The organism is Micromonospora sp. NPDC023869 (genome assembly GCF_055559695.1).
In genome coordinates this window covers 124,990-139,341 of record NZ_JBVHKD010000015.1, presented here as the reverse complement: position 1 = coordinate 139,341, position 14,352 = coordinate 124,990, and the positions used below count along the sequence as shown (strand labels likewise).

The 14,352-nt window shown below is 72.4% G+C and carries 16 protein-coding genes and 1 rRNA gene; 9 read left to right on the top strand and 8 right to left on the bottom strand.

Annotated features, from left to right (window positions below):
• Together ACZ31C_RS29335 and tyrS are read right to left on the bottom strand one after the other, a co-directional pair.
• Positions 1-88: ribosomal RNA gene (locus ACZ31C_RS29335) — 16S ribosomal RNA — on the bottom strand; the annotation flags it as partial.
• A gap of 615 nt (positions 89-703) precedes the next feature.
• Complete coding sequence (gene tyrS / locus ACZ31C_RS29330) at positions 704-1,990, bottom strand: tyrosine--tRNA ligase (protein ID WP_465798039.1); 1,287 nt, start codon at positions 1,988-1,990, stop codon at positions 704-706.
• 99 nt (positions 1,991-2,089) lie between these two features.
• Here tyrS and ACZ31C_RS29325 point away from each other — a divergent pair, with 99 nt between their 5' ends.
• The 4 genes from ACZ31C_RS29325 to ACZ31C_RS29310 all read left to right on the top strand — a co-directional run bounded on the left by ACZ31C_RS29325 (position 2,090) and on the right by ACZ31C_RS29310 (position 4,541).
• Entirely contained in the window at positions 2,090-2,482 is a 393-nt protein-coding gene (locus ACZ31C_RS29325; protein WP_350700039.1) for a PaaI family thioesterase, read from the top strand.
• 151 nt (positions 2,483-2,633) lie between these two features.
• Complete coding sequence (locus ACZ31C_RS29320; protein WP_465798031.1) at positions 2,634-3,860, top strand: NRAMP family divalent metal transporter; 1,227 nt, start codon at positions 2,634-2,636, stop codon at positions 3,858-3,860.
• The gene (locus ACZ31C_RS29315) at positions 3,857-4,237 is read left to right on the top strand and encodes a hypothetical protein (protein WP_396751830.1); all 381 of its coding nucleotides are present in this window, start codon (positions 3,857-3,859) and stop codon (positions 4,235-4,237) included. The genes ACZ31C_RS29320 and ACZ31C_RS29315 overlap by 4 nt, the downstream gene beginning before the upstream one ends.
• On the top strand, positions 4,224-4,541 hold the full coding sequence (locus ACZ31C_RS29310; RefSeq protein WP_396751833.1) for a PRC-barrel domain-containing protein: 318 nt from the start codon (positions 4,224-4,226) through the stop codon (positions 4,539-4,541). Before ACZ31C_RS29315 ends, ACZ31C_RS29310 begins: the two co-directional genes overlap by 14 nt.
• Here the strand turns inward: ACZ31C_RS29310 and ACZ31C_RS29305 are convergent.
• The 3 genes from ACZ31C_RS29305 to ACZ31C_RS29295 all read right to left on the bottom strand — a co-directional run bounded on the left by ACZ31C_RS29305 (position 4,538) and on the right by ACZ31C_RS29295 (position 7,372).
• Positions 4,538-6,043 carry a hemolysin family protein gene (locus ACZ31C_RS29305; RefSeq protein ID WP_465798030.1) on the bottom strand — a complete coding sequence of 502 codons (1,506 nt, stop codon included), beginning with the start codon at positions 6,041-6,043 and terminating at the stop codon, positions 4,538-4,540. The two genes, ACZ31C_RS29310 and ACZ31C_RS29305, sit on opposite strands and share 4 nt — an antisense overlap.
• A 147-nt stretch (positions 6,044-6,190) precedes the next feature.
• The gene (locus ACZ31C_RS29300; RefSeq protein WP_465798029.1) at positions 6,191-6,826 is read right to left on the bottom strand and encodes a hypothetical protein; all 636 of its coding nucleotides are present in this window, start codon (positions 6,824-6,826) and stop codon (positions 6,191-6,193) included.
• Positions 6,827-6,892: 66 nt separating this feature from the next.
• A complete protein-coding gene (locus ACZ31C_RS29295; RefSeq protein ID WP_449955967.1) occupies positions 6,893-7,372 on the bottom strand; it encodes a GNAT family N-acetyltransferase in 480 nt (159 codons plus the stop codon).
• A 155-nt stretch (positions 7,373-7,527) separates the two neighbouring features.
• Between ACZ31C_RS29295 and ACZ31C_RS29290 the strand changes: the two genes are divergently transcribed.
• The 3 genes from ACZ31C_RS29290 to ACZ31C_RS29280 all read left to right on the top strand — a co-directional run bounded on the left by ACZ31C_RS29290 (position 7,528) and on the right by ACZ31C_RS29280 (position 10,232).
• Complete coding sequence (locus ACZ31C_RS29290) at positions 7,528-8,298, top strand: hypothetical protein (RefSeq protein ID WP_465798028.1); 771 nt, start codon at positions 7,528-7,530, stop codon at positions 8,296-8,298.
• Between the two features lie 19 nt (positions 8,299-8,317).
• On the top strand, positions 8,318-9,214 hold the full coding sequence (locus ACZ31C_RS29285; RefSeq protein ID WP_465798027.1) for a universal stress protein: 897 nt from the start codon (positions 8,318-8,320) through the stop codon (positions 9,212-9,214).
• A 172-nt stretch (positions 9,215-9,386) separates the two neighbouring features.
• The gene (locus ACZ31C_RS29280) at positions 9,387-10,232 is read left to right on the top strand and encodes a universal stress protein (protein ID WP_396751844.1); all 846 of its coding nucleotides are present in this window, start codon (positions 9,387-9,389) and stop codon (positions 10,230-10,232) included.
• Positions 10,233-10,282: 50 nt separating this feature from the next.
• Here ACZ31C_RS29280 and ACZ31C_RS29275 read toward each other — a convergent pair whose 3' ends face one another.
• The 3 genes from ACZ31C_RS29275 to ACZ31C_RS29265 all read right to left on the bottom strand — a co-directional run bounded on the left by ACZ31C_RS29275 (position 10,283) and on the right by ACZ31C_RS29265 (position 12,811).
• Complete coding sequence (locus ACZ31C_RS29275) at positions 10,283-10,906, bottom strand: FMN reductase (RefSeq protein ID WP_449955976.1); 624 nt, start codon at positions 10,904-10,906, stop codon at positions 10,283-10,285.
• Positions 10,903-12,033 (bottom strand): LLM class flavin-dependent oxidoreductase, encoded by a 1,131-nt coding sequence (locus ACZ31C_RS29270; protein ID WP_465798026.1) that lies wholly within the window; start codon positions 12,031-12,033, stop codon positions 10,903-10,905. Before ACZ31C_RS29270 ends, ACZ31C_RS29275 begins: the two co-directional genes overlap by 4 nt.
• A 169-nt stretch (positions 12,034-12,202) precedes the next feature.
• Positions 12,203-12,811: a CGNR zinc finger domain-containing protein gene (locus tag ACZ31C_RS29265; protein WP_465798025.1), complete on the bottom strand. Its 609-nt coding sequence runs from the start codon at positions 12,809-12,811 to the stop codon at positions 12,203-12,205.
• A gap of 90 nt (positions 12,812-12,901) precedes the next feature.
• On the opposite strand from ACZ31C_RS29265, the gene ACZ31C_RS29260 reads away from it, so the two are divergent.
• Entirely contained in the window at positions 12,902-13,648 is a 747-nt protein-coding gene (locus ACZ31C_RS29260; protein WP_465798024.1) for a metallophosphoesterase, read from the top strand.
• Between the two features lie 2 nt (positions 13,649-13,650).
• Positions 13,651-14,340: a LysE family translocator gene (locus ACZ31C_RS29255; RefSeq protein ID WP_465798023.1), complete on the top strand. Its 690-nt coding sequence runs from the start codon at positions 13,651-13,653 to the stop codon at positions 14,338-14,340.
• Positions 14,341-14,352: the final 12 nt, after the last annotated feature.

Genomic DNA, 14,352 nt, shown 5'->3' with positions numbered 1-14,352 from the left:
AGTACCCCGAAGGGCCTTTCCGCTCGACTTGCATGTGTTAAGCACGCCGCCAGCGTTCGTCCTGAGCCAGGATCAAACTCTCCAACAAAAACCTATTGGAAAAGCAAACCCCAGCAACAAAATGTTGCCAAAGGAATCCCCACCAACCCAAAAGTTGGCACGGGGTATCATAAAACAATTTGGCACTGGCTTATCAAGCACCCTGTTGAGTTCTCAAAGAACAACCACACACCATCAGAACACCCGACCAACAGGCACCCCTCCGGGGAACAACCCGCACCCACCTCGCGGCGAGCACTTTTACTACGTTACCCGGTGGTTTCAACCGTGTCAAACCGGCTTCCGCTGGTTTGTCGCGCTTCAACCCTTTTGCCGGGCACCATGAACCCGTTCGGCTTTCGCCGCCCGTCTCATGGCTTTGGCAGGCCGGCCGCTTGCGGTCTCCCGCTCGCTCGCCCGTTTCCCTGCCGGTCGTCAACCTTACCCGGTCGGTTCCGCCTCGCCAAATCCGCCTCGCGGCGGAACCGGGGGCACCACCCGGCCTCGGTATCGGTGAGTGTGTCCACCGTGTTCGAGGGGTTGACCAGCGCTCCGGCCTCAGGTCTTTCGACCGTTTCGTCCGTTCCGCGCTGACAGAGAGAAAGTTACGCGCCCGACGGATTGATCGTCAAATCCGCCGGACGCGTCCCGCGTCACACCGGGCTCAGCTCTCCAGTTCGACGCCGGCGAAGGAGCGCTTGCCCCGGCGTAGCACCAGGTACCGCCCGTGCAGCAGGTCCTGCGCCGTGGGAACGGCGTCGACCTCGGTCACCCGGTCGTTGTTGAGGTAGGCGCCACCCTCGGTGATCACCCGCCGGGCCTCCTTCATGCTCGGCACCAGGCCGGACTCCTTGAGCAGCGTCGCCACGTCCGGCAACCGGTCGAGGCGTACCAGGCCGGCCTCGGCGAGTGCGGCGCGCAGCGTCACCGGCGTCAGGTCGGCCAGCGAGCCCCGCCCGAAGAGCGCCTGACTGGCGGCGACCACCTGTGCCATCTCGCGTTCGCCGTGGACCAGGGTGGTCAACTCCTCGGCAAGGGCGCGTTGCGCCGCCCGAGCCGCCGGCCGCTCCGCGCTCTCCTTCTCCAACGCCTCCAGCTCCTCCCGCGAACGGAAGCTGAAGTAGCGCAGGTAACGGCCGATGTCCCGGTCGTCGACGTTGATCCAGAACTGGTAGAAGGCGTACGGGCTGGTCATCTCCGGGTCGAGCCAGACGGCGCCGCCCTCGGTCTTGCCGAACTTCGTGCCGTCCGACTTGGTGACCAGCGGGGTGGTGAAGGCCTGGACCGGGCCGAGCCCGCGACGGCGTACGTAGTCCACGCCCGCGGTGATGTTGCCCCACTGGTCCGAGCCGCCGAACTGGAGCCGGCAGCCGTGCCGACGGTGCAGCTCGAAAAAGTCGTGGGCCTGGAGGAGCTGGTAGCTGAACTCGGTGAAGCTGATCCCGCTCTCCAGCCGGGCCCGCACCACCTCGCGGGCCAGCATCTTGTTGACCGGGAAGTGCTTGCCGACGTCGCGGAGGAACTCGACCACCGACATCTCGCCGGTCCAGTCCAGGTTGTTGACCAGTTCGGCGGCGTTGTCCCCGGTGTACGAGACGAACGGGGCGAGCTGGTCGCGGATGCGACTGACCCATCCGGCCACCACCTCGGGGGCGTTCAGGGTGCGTTCCGCGCTCTCCTTCGGGTCACCGATCTGCCCGGTCGCGCCGCCGACCAGCAGCAGCGGCCGGTGCCCGGCGAGCTGGAGACGGCGGGCGGTGGTGACCTGCATGAGGTGGCCGGCGTGCAGGCTCGGCGCGGTCGGGTCGAAGCCGACATAGAACGCGGCCCCGCTGCCGTCGAGCAACGCGCGCAGCTCGTCGGGATCGGTGGAGTCCTGGATCAGGCCGCGCCACCGCAGGTCATCGGTCAGGGAGTCCCGCCGGGGCGACGGGAGGCTGCTGTCGGTCACGGTCACCGATTCTCCCCCATCGGCCGGGTCCGGCCCTACCGGGTCAGCGCGCGCCGGGACTACGGCTACGCTGACGACGCCAAGATCGAGGAGGCTGCCGTGGAGTTCCCGGACGTGTCGAGCGGCTTCGCCGGGCTGCTCGGGCTGGAGTTCGACGAGATGACCGGCGACCGGGTGACGATCCGCTGGCGGGTACGCCCGGAGTTGCACCAGCCGTACGGGCTCCAGCACGGCGGGGTCTACTGCGCGGTGGTGGAGACGGCGGCCAGCGTGGGCGGCGGTGTGTGGCTCGGTGACCGGGGCCAGGTCGTCGGCGTGTCCAACCAGACGGACTTCCTGCGGGCGGTACGCGACGGCGAGTTGACCGCAGTGGGCACTCCGGTGCACCGGGGACGCAGCCAGCAGCTCTGGCAGGTGGAGATCACCGACGCGGACGACCGGCTGGTGGCCCGTGGACAGGTACGCCTGCAGAACCTCTATCCGAACGCCTGAACCCCGGCTTCCGCCGTCGGTGCCGCCTCCCGCGGCAGACTGATCGGCCGTGGGTGCGGCTGAGTCCGGCAGCGGATGCCGGTTTTGCGGAAAACTGACGCTTTAACGGCGATATGGTCGCGTCGATGACCGAGCCCGCGCCGCCGCCGACGTGAGGAAGCTGCTCGCCGCCACGCTCGGCATCCTGTCCGCGGTCGGTGGCTTCGTGGACATCGGCGACCTGGTCGCCGCCGGGCAGGCCGGCGCGCGGTTCGGCATGGCGCACACGTGGGTGCTGCTGCTCGGGGTGGTCGCCATCTGCGCGTACGCCGAAATGGCCGGACGGATCGCGGCGGTGACCGGCCGGGCGGTCTTCGACCTCGTCCGGGAACGGCTCGGCGCGCGGGTGGCCCTGGTCAACCTGGTGGCGTCGTACCTGGTCACGGTGATCACCCTGGCCGCCGAACTGGGCGGGGTGGCGTTGGCGCTGCGGCTGGCCACCGGCGTGCCGTACCTGGTGTGGGTGCCGATCGCCGGGGCCGCCGTCTGGCTGGTGCTGTGGCGGATGCGCTTCCCGCTGATGGAGCGGGTGTTCGGACTCGCCGGGCTGTCCCTGGTGGTCTTCGCGGTGGCGCTGTTCTGGCTGCCCACCGACTGGGCGGAACTCGGCCGCAGCGCGATCTCGCCGAGCGACTCCGGGCAGGGCTGGGGCGCGTACTGGTTCGTGGCGGTGGCGTTGTTCGCCTCCACGGTCAGCCCGTACGAGGTGTTCTTCTTCTCCTCCGGCGGGGTGGAGGAACGCTGGGGCGCGGCCGACCTGGCCGACGCCCGGTTCAGCGTGCTGGTCGGATTCCCGATCGGCGGGTTCCTCGCGTTGTCGCTGATCGCCACCGCCGCCGTGGTGCTGCGCCCCGCCGGGGTGACGGTGAGCAGCCTGGACGAGGTCGCCCACCCGGTGGTGCTGGCCTTCGGCACGGTCGGACTGGCGGTGGCGGCGTTGGCGTTCTTCGCGGTCACCTTCGGCGCCGCGCTGGAGACCGGGCTCTCCGCCGCGTACGCCGCCGCGCAGTACTTCGGGTGGCAGTGGGGCAAGCGGGTCAGTCCGCGCGAGGCGGCCCGGTTCCACACCGTGCTGCTGGTCAGCGTGCTGCTCGGGGTGCTCCTGCTGCTCACCGCGATCGATCCGGTGACGCTCACCGAGTACATGCTGATCATCAGCGCGGTGGCGTTGCCGCTGACGTATCTGCCGATCCTGGTCGTCGCCAACGACCGTACGTATCTCGGCGACCGGGTCAACGGGCCGGCGCTCAACCTGCTCGGCGCGGTGATCCTGCTGGTCATCGTCGCGGCGGCGATCGCCGCCGTACCGCTGGCCGTGGGCACGAGGATGGGACAGTGAGGATCGAGGTGAGTCGGCAGTTGCTGGACCGCCAGCTCGTCGACGTGGCGGGGCGTCTGATCGGCAAGGTGGACGACGTGGAGTTCGCGTTCGACGCGGACGGGGTGCCGTACCTGCGGACGCTGCTCAGCGGGCCCGGCGCGCTCGGCGCACGGGTCGGTGGGCGACTCGGGCGGATGCTGGTGCTCACCGCCGAACGCTTCGTCACGGACCGGCCGGTGGCGCCGCTGCGTATCCCGTACGACCTGGTCGCCCGGGTCGACAGCGCGGTGTGGCTGCGGGTGTCGGCCGAGGAGCTGGCTCCCTCGCCGGTGGAGGAGTGGCTGCGGCGCAGGTTGATCAGCCGAATCCCGGGGTCCGGCCGTGCGAGCGGGTGAGCTGCTCGGCCGGACCGTCTACGACGAGCAGGGTCGGCGGCTGGGTCGGGTGGTCGACCTGGTGGTGCGGGGCGGTCCGGCGGGGCCGCTGCGGTTGACCGACCTGGTGGTGACCCGACACTGGTACGGCCGGGTGAGCGGGCGGCTGATCGGGCCTGAGCGGCATCCGTCCGGCCCGTGGGCGATCCGCGCGGTGGCCCGACGACTCGGCCGCAGCACCGTGCAGGTGCCGCTGCACCGGGTCCGGCTGGACCCGCCGCTGCCGGAACCGCCCGGCGACGAGGTGCCGCCGGGCGGGCCCTAGGGTCGGGTCCCGTCCAGCACGGTCCGCTCGTCCGGCGTCGGCTCCGGCGTCGGCTCCGGCGTCTCCGTCCGCGCCTGGCCCGCACGACCGGCCGCAGACGGACCCGTCGGGTCCGTCGACGCCCTCGGCGGGTCGGCCGGGGACGAGACCTCCCCGTCGGCCGGCGGGTGCTCCGCCGGGTCGGTCGAGGACCGCTCGGCGGAGTCGGTCGCGGCGTCCGGGGTCTCCGGGTCGCCGGGCCGGCACAGCCGTACCCCGTGGATGGCCCGGGTGTCGACCTCGGTGACCTCCAGCAGCCAGCCGTCGACGGTCACGTGCTCGCCCTGGGTGGGGATGCGGCCCAGGGCGGCCAGCACCAGGCCGGCGATGGTGGTGTAGTCGCCCTCCGGGCGGCTGGGCAGATCCACGGAGATGTCCGGCAGGTCGTGCACCGGGAAGGTGCCGGGCAGCAGCAGCGCGCCGTCCGGCTCGGTACGCACCGAGTGCACGTCCCGGTCGGTCTCGTCGTAGATCTCGCCGACGATCTCCTCCAGGATGTCCTCCAGCGTGACGATGCCGTCCACGGCGCCCCGCTCGTCCACCACCAACGCCATGTGCTGACGTTCGGATTTGAACTGGCGCAGCGCGTCGACCACCGGCACCGAGTCGGGCAGCAGCATCGGCGGGCGGACGTACTCGTCGACGGGCCGGTCGTCGCGGACGCCGACCAGGTCGCGCAGGTGGATGACGCCAACCGCCTCGTCCAGCCCGCCGTGCCGGACCACCGGCGCCCGGGAGTGTCCGGACGCGGCGAGCACCAGCCGGGCGTCCTCGGCGGTGGTGCCGCTGTCCAGGCAGAAGACCCGCAGCCGGGGCACCAGCACGGCGCGCAGCCGGCGGTCGGCGATCTCCACCGCCCCGGCGATGATGGTCTGCTGCTCCTTGGTGAAGCCGTGGTGGCCGGAGACGATGTCCCGCAGCTCGTCGGGGCTGATCTCGTCCGGCTCCGGTTTCGGGTCGAGCCCGAACAGCCGTACCACCAGGTCGCTGGTGGCGCCGAGCACCCAGACCGCCGGCCGGGTGAGGGTGGCGAGCAGGTCGAGCGGGCGGGCGACCATCAGCGCCCAACGCTCCGGCACCTGCATCGCGATCCGCTTCGGGGCCAGCTCGCCGAAGACCAGCGTGACGAAGGTCAGCACCAGCGTGACCAGGACCACCGCGACCATCTCGGCGGCCCGGCCGAAGACGTCCTCCAGCAGTGGCACCAACGGTCGGGCCAGCGACACCGCGGCGGCGGCGGAGGCGAGGAAACCGGCCAGGGTGATGCCGATCTGGATGGTGGCCAGGAACCGGTTCGGGTCCCGGGCCAGCCGGGCCAGCACCTGTCCGGCGCGGCCGGTGCGCTCCAGCCGCTGGACCTGGCTGTCCCGCAGCGACACCAGTGCCAGTTCACTACCGGCGAAGATCGCGTTGATCACGATCAGGACTCCGACCAGGGCCAGCTGGCTCCAGTAGCTCTGCACGCCCGGTTCTCTCCCTCGCTGGACCACGCCGGGTGGCGTCGCCGGCGGAGGCCCCGCGGCGTAGCGGTGCCAATTCCCCGTCGCCCCGACGCCGAATCCTGGTATCGGCACGAGGCTTGTGACCGGGTAGGGCCGTGGCGCGGACGGTCAGCCCAACGACACCGTCGGTGCCGGCAGGTCCAGGACGAACGAGTCTTCCTCGCGGCGGAAACCGAGCCGGTGGTAGTACGCGCCGACCATGCCCGGTGGGCTGACCACACGGCGGAACCCGCGGTCGGTGAAGAGGCTGCTGCGCCGGTAGACGAACTCGCCCGGGGTGAAGTCGCGGAAGGCCGGGGTGACGTAGTCGAGGTCGATCTGGGCGACGCCGTCGCCGACGTCGCGGGCCAGCACCACGCCGACCACCTCGTCGGCGCGGACCACCAGGAAGGCCGCGCGGCCGGTCACCCGCCCGGGGTGGAAGCCGGGGTTGAACCGGGCGATGTCGGCGGCGTGCACCCGCAGCGTGTGGGCCAGGAAGGCGTCGTCGGCACCCACCTCGACCACCTGGTAGGTCTGCTCGTCGTGCCGGGTGGTGAGCAGCCCCCGCAGGTACCACACGTTGATCACGGCCAGCACGACGTTGAGCCCCACCATGGGCCACACCTGCACGGCGGTGTTGTAGCCGATCAGCACGAAACAGCCGACCAGGTTGAGGGCGCGCAGCCGCAGGATGCGCGTCTGCAGCAGCGACCACACCAGCAACGCGGAGCCGGCCCAGCCGACGAGTTCCAGCCAGTTCACCCCGCGAGGGTAGTCGCCGCCCTGGTCAGCGGCCCGACGGGGCGGGCGGTCAGGCGAGGTGGGCGGTCAGGCGGGCAGTTCCAGGACGTACTCGTCGACCTCGTGACCACGGGCCGGGGCGAAGGCCCGGTCGGTGCCGCGCACGACGAACCCGCAGCGCCGCAGCACGGTCAGCGAGCCGGCGTTGTCGACCGCCGCGCGCGCGTGCAGCGGCCGTCGGGTCACCTCCCCGAGCAGCGCGCCCAGCGCCCGCGTGGCGTGGCCCCGCCCCCATCGGGCCGGGTCGATCCAGTAGCTGACCTCGGTGCGGTCCCCGACGGGGAAGGCCAGCACGTAGCCGACCACGGCGTCGTCGACGGTCACGGTGCGGGCCAGGATGTCCGGGTCGGTCAGGATGCGGACCCAGCGCGCGGCGAACACGCGCGGGTCGGCCGGATCCGCCGGTCCGAAGGCGGCCATCCGGTTGGCCTCGGCGTCCAACTGGTGGGCGTAGAACTCCGGCAGGTCGTCCTCGCCGACGGGCCGCAGTCGCAGGTCGTCGGTCATTCCTCAGACGATACGCAGCGCCTCCTTCGGCCGGGCAGGGCCGTTGGTCCCGGGCCACGCGGGCGGATCGCCCCTGCCGCCCGGCGCCGGACCGGACCAGGCTGGTGCCGGGAGAGCCGTCAGCGGGACGGCCCGGGCACAGGGCGGAGCGGACGTTGGCCGGACAGGTCCAGGTCACCGGCGGAGAGCGAGCGACGCGGACCGGGGTGGTCGCGCAAGCGGCACCGGACGGCGCGACCGGCACCCGCACCGAGAGGCGGTGGGCGGTACGGCACGTGGTCACCTCGGGCGGAGTCCGCTTCGACGTGACCGGCACCGGGTACGCCCCGTTCGGCGGCGTGCACCGCGACGGCACACCGGTGGCCGTACCGGACGAGCTACGCCGCCTGGCGCGGGCCGGGCTGCTCTGCTCCGACGCCTCCGTCGCTCCGCCGGACGCCGACCGACCGGACTGGTACGCCGTCGGCGATCCGGTGGAGGCGGCGCTGGTGACCTTCGCGGCCCGCTGCGGGTTGGACCCGGTCCGCACCCGGACCGCCTGGCCACGTCTCGCCGCGTACCCCTTCGACCGGCGGTTGCGCCGGACGACCACCGTGCACCGCTGCTGCGACCGTCGATACCTGGTGGTCTGCACGGGTGCGCCGGAGGGGGTGCTGCGCATGCCGCTGCTCGACGCCGTCGACGGGGACGTGACCACCCTGACCGCCGCTGCGCAGCGGATGGCCGACACCGGGCTGCGGGTGCTGGCGGTGGCGGCGGCCCTGGTGGGGACGGCACCCGTCGACGCCGCCCACCCGGTCGGGTTGCGCCCGCTGGGGCTGGTCACGGTCGGCGACTGCGCTGAGCCCGCCGGCCGACCCGGCTTCCCGCCCGAGCGGAAAGGTGGTCCCCGGACCATGACCGCCCCGGGTGGGTCAACCTGGTAGCGGAGCGAAGGAGGAGTGGATGACCAGCGACATCGTCGCCCCCGTGGTGGTGGGTGTGGACGGTTCCCCGACCGCGCTGCACGCCGTACGCGCCGCCGCCTCCCAGGCGCAGCGCCGGCACCGGCCGCTGCGGATCGTGCACGGCTTCATCTGGCCGCTGATGGGTGTCCCGTTGGGCCCGGCGGTGGGTGCGCCGACCGACGGCGGGCTGCGTAACCAGGCCCAGCGGTGCGTCGACGAGGCCGTGGCGACGGCACGTACGGCGGCACCGGAGGTGCCGGTGACCGGCGCGGTGGTCGACGGCGGGGCGGCCGCCGTACTGATCGCGGAGTCCCGGGACGCCGACCTGGTCGTGCTCGGCAACCGGGGTCTGGGCGGGTTCGCCGGACTGCTGCTCGGCTCGGTGGCGGTGCAGGTCAGCGCCCACGCCGACGGCCCGGTGCTGGTGATCCGGGACGAGCCGCGGTCGGACGGGCCGGTGGTGGTGGGCGTGGACGGGTCGGAGCTGTCGCAGGAGGCGGTGCGGTTCGCCTTCGAGGAGGCGTCCCGGCGCGGTGCCGACCTGGTCGCGGTGCACGCCTGGCTCTTCCCGACCCCGACCGGACCGGGTGACATCCTGCCCCTGAGCTACGACCTGGACGCCTACCGGGAGCAGGAGGAACGCATCCTGGCCGAGGCGGTGGCCGGCTGGTCCGAGCGGTACCCGGAGGTGCCGGTGCGACAGCGGCTGGTCCGGGGCTCACCAGCCCCGGCTCTGCTGGAGGCGGCCCGGGAGGCCCAACTGGTGGTGGTCGGCGCGCGTGGTCGGGGTGCGCTGGGCGGACTGCTGCTCGGCTCGGTCAGCCACGCGGTGCTGCACCACGTCCGCGTCCCGCTGGCGGTCGTCCGGAAACCCCGTACCGTCGAAGGATCATGACCGGCGGGGTCGCGCCGCTTCCCCGGCGCTACCCCGCAGCCGGTCCGGCGGCCCCCGCTGGTCGGCGGGCCGGTGAGGGCGAGGCCGGTGGTGTGTCAGGGCCGGTGGTGTGTCGAGGCCGGCCCGCCGGTGGACGGCCCCGACAATGGGCAGAGGCGAATCTGGAGGGCCGATGAACCGACCTGTCGTGGTGGGGGTGGACGGATCACCGCCGAGCCTGGTCGCCGCGGAACACGCGGCGCAGGCGGCGGTCTGGCGATCCCGCCCGCTGCACCTGGTGCACGGCTACCTGCACCCGCTCGGCTACGGGGTGCCGATCAACCCGTACGAGGTGGGGTTGCCGGCGCCGACCGAGGACGGCCGGAAGATGCTCGAACAGACCTCCGCCGAGCTGGTCGACCGGTGGCCGGGGCTCACCGTCGAGGTGCGCCAGGTGGCCGGAGGCCCGGGCGCGACGCTGGTGGAGGAGTCCCGGCGGGCGGAGCTGGTCGTGGTCGGCAGCCGGGGTCTCGGGGGCTTCGCGGGGCTGCTGCTCGGTTCGGTCGGTACCCAGGTCGCCGCGCACGGCCACTGTCCGGTGCTGGTGGTCCGGCCCCCGGACCGTCCGTTGCCGACCGAGGGGCCGGTGCTGGTCGGGGTGGACGGCTCCGAGTCGGCCGAGCTGGCCGTCGGGTACGGCGCCGAGGAGGCGGTCCGGCGCGGTGGCACGCTGGTGCTGGCGCACGTCGCCGACGAGCGGCACGCCGACGACGGCGGGGAGGCGGCGGCGCTGCTGGCCACCGCGGCGGCCTCGGCCCGGGGCAGTCATCCGGCGCTGACCGTCGAGGAACGGTTGATCACCGCGGCGAAGCCGGACCAGGCGCTGATCGAGGCGACCTCCGACGCGGCCCTGGTGGTGGCGGGCTCCCGTGGGCGGGGCGGCTTCGCCGGACTGCTGCTCGGCTCGGTCAGCCAGGCCCTGGTGCAGCACGCCCGCTGCCCGGTGCTGGTCGCCCACCCGCACGAACCGGAGCTCTGAGTCGCCGACGCCCTCGCCGTGGTCACGGCGAGGGCGAACGCGTCGTACGGTCAGGCGTCGCCGCCGCGCAGCAGCCGCTCGAAGTCGGTGCCGAGCGCGAACGGGTCGGCCGGTCCGCCCGACGGGGCGGCGCGGTGCACCTGCTCGGCGAGTTCCCGGGCGGCACGGGTGATCCGGGACCGCAGCGCGCCCTCGGCCGTACCGCCGGACCAGTCCTCGGAGGCGGCGAAGACCGCCGTCGGCATCACCACCGACCGCAGGTAGCCGAACATCGGGCGGAGCGCGTGCTCCAGGGCGAGGGAGTGCCGGGCGGTGCCCCCGGTGGCGCCGATGAGCACCGGTCGTCCGCCCAGCGCGTCGGCGTCGAGCAGGTCGAAGAACGACTTGAACAGGCCGCTGTACGAGGCGTTGAAGATCGGCGTGACGGCGATCAGGCCGTCCGCGCCGGTGACCCGGTCGAGCACCTGCCGCAGCGGGTCCGGGGCGAAGCCGGTGAGCAGGTGGTTGACGATGTCGTGGGCGTACTCGCGCAGCTCGACGTGGTGCAGTTCGACCTGCTCGCCGCGTCCGACCAGCTCGTCGCGGGTGGCCACGGCGAGCTGGTCGGCGAGCAACCGGGTCGACGACGGCTGGCTGAGGCCGGCCGAGACGACGGCGATCGCGCGTACGGTCACCGCTCCCCCTCCGCCGACGCGGCGCCGGCCAGCGCGTCGTCGCCGGAGGCGGCCCGCTCGGCGGCGGCGCGCAGCGAGGCGTGCGTCGGTGCCGCCGGGACGTGGGCGGGACGCAGCGACTCGAACTCCTTGCGCAACACGGGTACGACCTCCTCGCCGAGGAGGTCGAGCTGCTCCAGCACGGTCTTCAGCGGCAGACCGGCGTGGTCGACCAGGAAGAGCTGACGCTGGTAGTCGCCCACGTAGTCCCGGAAACCGAGGGTCCGGTCGATCACCTGCTGCGGACTGCCCACGGTCAGCGGCGTCTGCGAGGTGAACTCCTCCAGCGACGGGCCGTGCCCGTAGACCGGCGCGTTGTCGAAGTACGGCCGGAACTCGCGGACCGCGTCCTGGGAGTTGCGGCGCATGAACACCTGCCCGCCGAGGCCGACGATGGCCTGGTCGGCGGAGCCGTGGCCGTAGTGTGCGAAACGCTGCCGGTAGAGGCCCACCATCCGGCGGGTGTGCTCGGCCGGCCAGAAGATGTGGTTGGCGAAGAACCCGTCGCCGTAGTACGCGGCCTGCTCGGCGATCTCCGGGCTGCGGATCGAGCCGTGCCAGACGAACGGCGGCACGCCGTCGAGCGGTCGCGGCGTGGAGGTGAACGACTGCAACGGGGTACGGAACTTGCCCGACCAGTCGACGACGTCCTCCCGCCAGAGCCGGCGCAGCAGGTCGTAGTTCTCGATGGCGAGCGGGATGCCGTTGCGGATGTCCTGGCCGAACCAGGGGTAGACCGGGCCGGTGTTGCCGCGCCCCATCATCAGGTCGACCCGGCCGTCGGCCAGGTGCTGGAGCATCGCGTAGTCCTCGGCGATCTTCACCGGGTCGTTGGTGGTGATCAGCGTGGTCGCGGTGGACAGCAGCAGCCGCTCGGTGCGGGCGGCGATGTAGCCCATCATGGTGGTGGGCGACGAGGGCACGAACGGCGGGTTGTGGTGCTCGCCGGTGGCGAAGACGTCGAGACCGACCTCCTCGGCCTTGAGCGCGATGGCCACCATCGCCTTGATCCGCTCCGCCTCGGTCGGCTCACGACCGGTGGTCGGGTCGACCGTGACGTCGCCGACGGTGAAGACTCCGAACTGCATGACAGCTCCTCGTGTCGTCCGACCCGGGCGGTTCGTACCCGGCGCTGCGGACAACATATTTGACTCGTCAACTATTCCGTAGCCCCGGCCCCCACCAGTGTCCCCCGTCACGCCACGCTCATCCCCCGACCGGGGTCGCCGCCGGGAGGCCCGGGTCACCGCCGGAACACTACGGAACCGTCGGGCTCGCCGCGTGGCGCTGGTAGTGCCGGGACACCCGGGCACGGTTGCCGCAGGACGGCTTGCACCACGCCTGGCGCGGATGGTCCTTCACGAAGTAGCGCACGCAGCGCGGCGCCGGGCAGGCGAGCAGCTGGGCACGGGCCGGGCCGGTGAGGAACTCGATCGCCGCCCGGGCCAGCACCGCCGTGAGCCATCGCCGGGCGTCGGGCGACGTCCCCCGCCAGGCGACCGTCGGCGTCGAATCCTGCGGCCAGCTCAGCACCGGCCGGACTGGCAGCCGACCGGCGGCCTCGTTGAGTCGGTCGACGGCGTCCGGCACGGGCAGCAGCGTCGAGGAGTCGGCCCGACTCGGTGGCCCGGGACGGACCGCGTGCGCGAAGAGGGCGCGTACGGCGCGCCGCACCGCGACCACGTCGAGGCGGAGTCGCTCGTCCGGCGCGCCGGCGAACGGACCGTCGGCGTACGCCCGTAGCGGTTCGGCCTGCTCCCGGAGCCAGGTGGCCAGTCCGGCCACGTCCGCGAGGTCGTCGGTCACGCCTCCGTTGCCGTCGTGCCGGATGGTGCCCGCCAGGGCGAGCACGAGCTGCTGTGACATCGGGCCTCCTCGGGACCTGCTTGACGCACCCGATTCGATCACGTGTAGTTTCCCTAATGCCTAAGGACGCTACAACCATTAGGGGACGTTGTGCTCGTCATCGCACACCTCAGTGACACGCACCTCGACAGCCACCCTCGCTCGGCCGAGCGGACCGCCCGGGTGATGGACCACCTGCACGCCCTGCCCCGACCGGTGGACGCGATCCTGATCAGCGGGGACATCGCCGACCACGGCGAGGTGGCCGAGTACCGGCTCGCTGCGGAACTCTTCGCGTCGCCACTGCCGGTGATGGTCTGCCCCGGCAACCACGACGTCCGCGACGCGTACCGCAAGGGCCTGCTCGGCGACGACGGCGGCGGCAGTGGCCCGATCAACACCCGGCACGACGTGGCCGGCGCGGTCTTCCTGCTCGCGGACTCGTCGATCCCGGGCGAGAACGACGGTCACCTCGACGAGGAGACGATGAACTGGCTCGCCGGAGAACTCGGCTCGGTGCCGGCCGGGACACCGGCCTTCGTCTCCTTCCACCACCCGCCGGTCGCCCTGCACCACCCCGTCGTCGACTCGATGCGGCTCTCCCCCACCGCGCCACTGGCCGCACTGCTGGCCGCCCACCCACAGGTCGTCGCGGTGCTCACCGGCCACTTCCACACCGCCGCCGCGAGCACCTTCGCCGGTCGGCCACTGCGGATCGCGCCCGGGGTCGTCTCCACGCTCCGGCTGCCCTGGGAAGGCGACGGACCGCTTGTCGACCTGAGCCAACCACCCGGGGTGGCGTTCCACGTGTACGACGACGCCGGACTGCTGAGCACCCACTACCGCGTGGTGGTCTGAGGTTGGACAGGGTCGCCGTACTCGGCTTCCTGGTCGCCGTCGCGCCGATCACCCTGACGCCGGGGACCAGCCTGACCCTGGTCGTGTCGCGGGTCGCCGTCGGAGGGTCCCGGCAGGGGTGGTTGGTGATCTTGGGTACGGTCACCGGGATCTACGTGCACGGCACGCTCGCCGCCGTCGGCCTCGCCGCGCTGGTGCTGCGCTCGTCGCAGGCGTTCTGGACGGTGAAGCTGCTCGGCGCCGCCTATCTGGTCGGGTTCGGGCTGTGGCTGCTGCTGTCCACCATCCGTCGCCGACACCCGACCGACCCCACCCTGCCTGACCACCCCGCCCTGCCCGACGGTCCGGCCGGGTCCGACGACCCGGCCACCACCCGCCGGCCCCGGCGGCTGCCATGGCGCGGGCACCACCCGTACGCGCAGGGGCTGCTCGGCACCGTGCTCAATCCCAAGGCCGCCGCCGTGTACCTGACGCTGGCCCCGCAGTTCCTAGGCTCACACCGCTCCGTGCTGGTGCCGATGCTGGTGCTGGCCTCGGCGCACGCGGTGCTGCACACCTGTTGGCTCGCCGGGTGGACCGTCGTCTCGGGTGCGGCGGCCCGCCTGCTACGCACCCTCCGGGTACGCCGACTGCTGGACCGGCTGACCGGCGCGCTCCTGGTCGGTCTCGGTGTCCGAACCGCAGTCGGATAGAGCGGCCTGGCA

Bases quoted from the DNA above. Each gene is read 5' to 3' on its own strand.
- ACZ31C_RS29295 (WP_449955967.1), bottom strand. From the start codon at position 7,372: ATGACCGACGACCTGCGACTGCGGCCCGTCGGCGAGGACGACCTGCCG.
- ACZ31C_RS29280 (WP_396751844.1), top strand. From the start codon at position 9,387: ATGAACCGACCTGTCGTGGTGGGGGTGGACGGATCACCGCCGAGCCTG.
- ACZ31C_RS29285 (WP_465798027.1), top strand. From the start codon at position 8,318: ATGACCAGCGACATCGTCGCCCCCGTGGTGGTGGGTGTGGACGGTTCC.
- ACZ31C_RS29265 (WP_465798025.1), bottom strand. From the start codon at position 12,811: ATGTCACAGCAGCTCGTGCTCGCCCTGGCGGGCACCATCCGGCACGAC.
- ACZ31C_RS29270 (WP_465798026.1), bottom strand. From the start codon at position 12,033: ATGCAGTTCGGAGTCTTCACCGTCGGCGACGTCACGGTCGACCCGACC.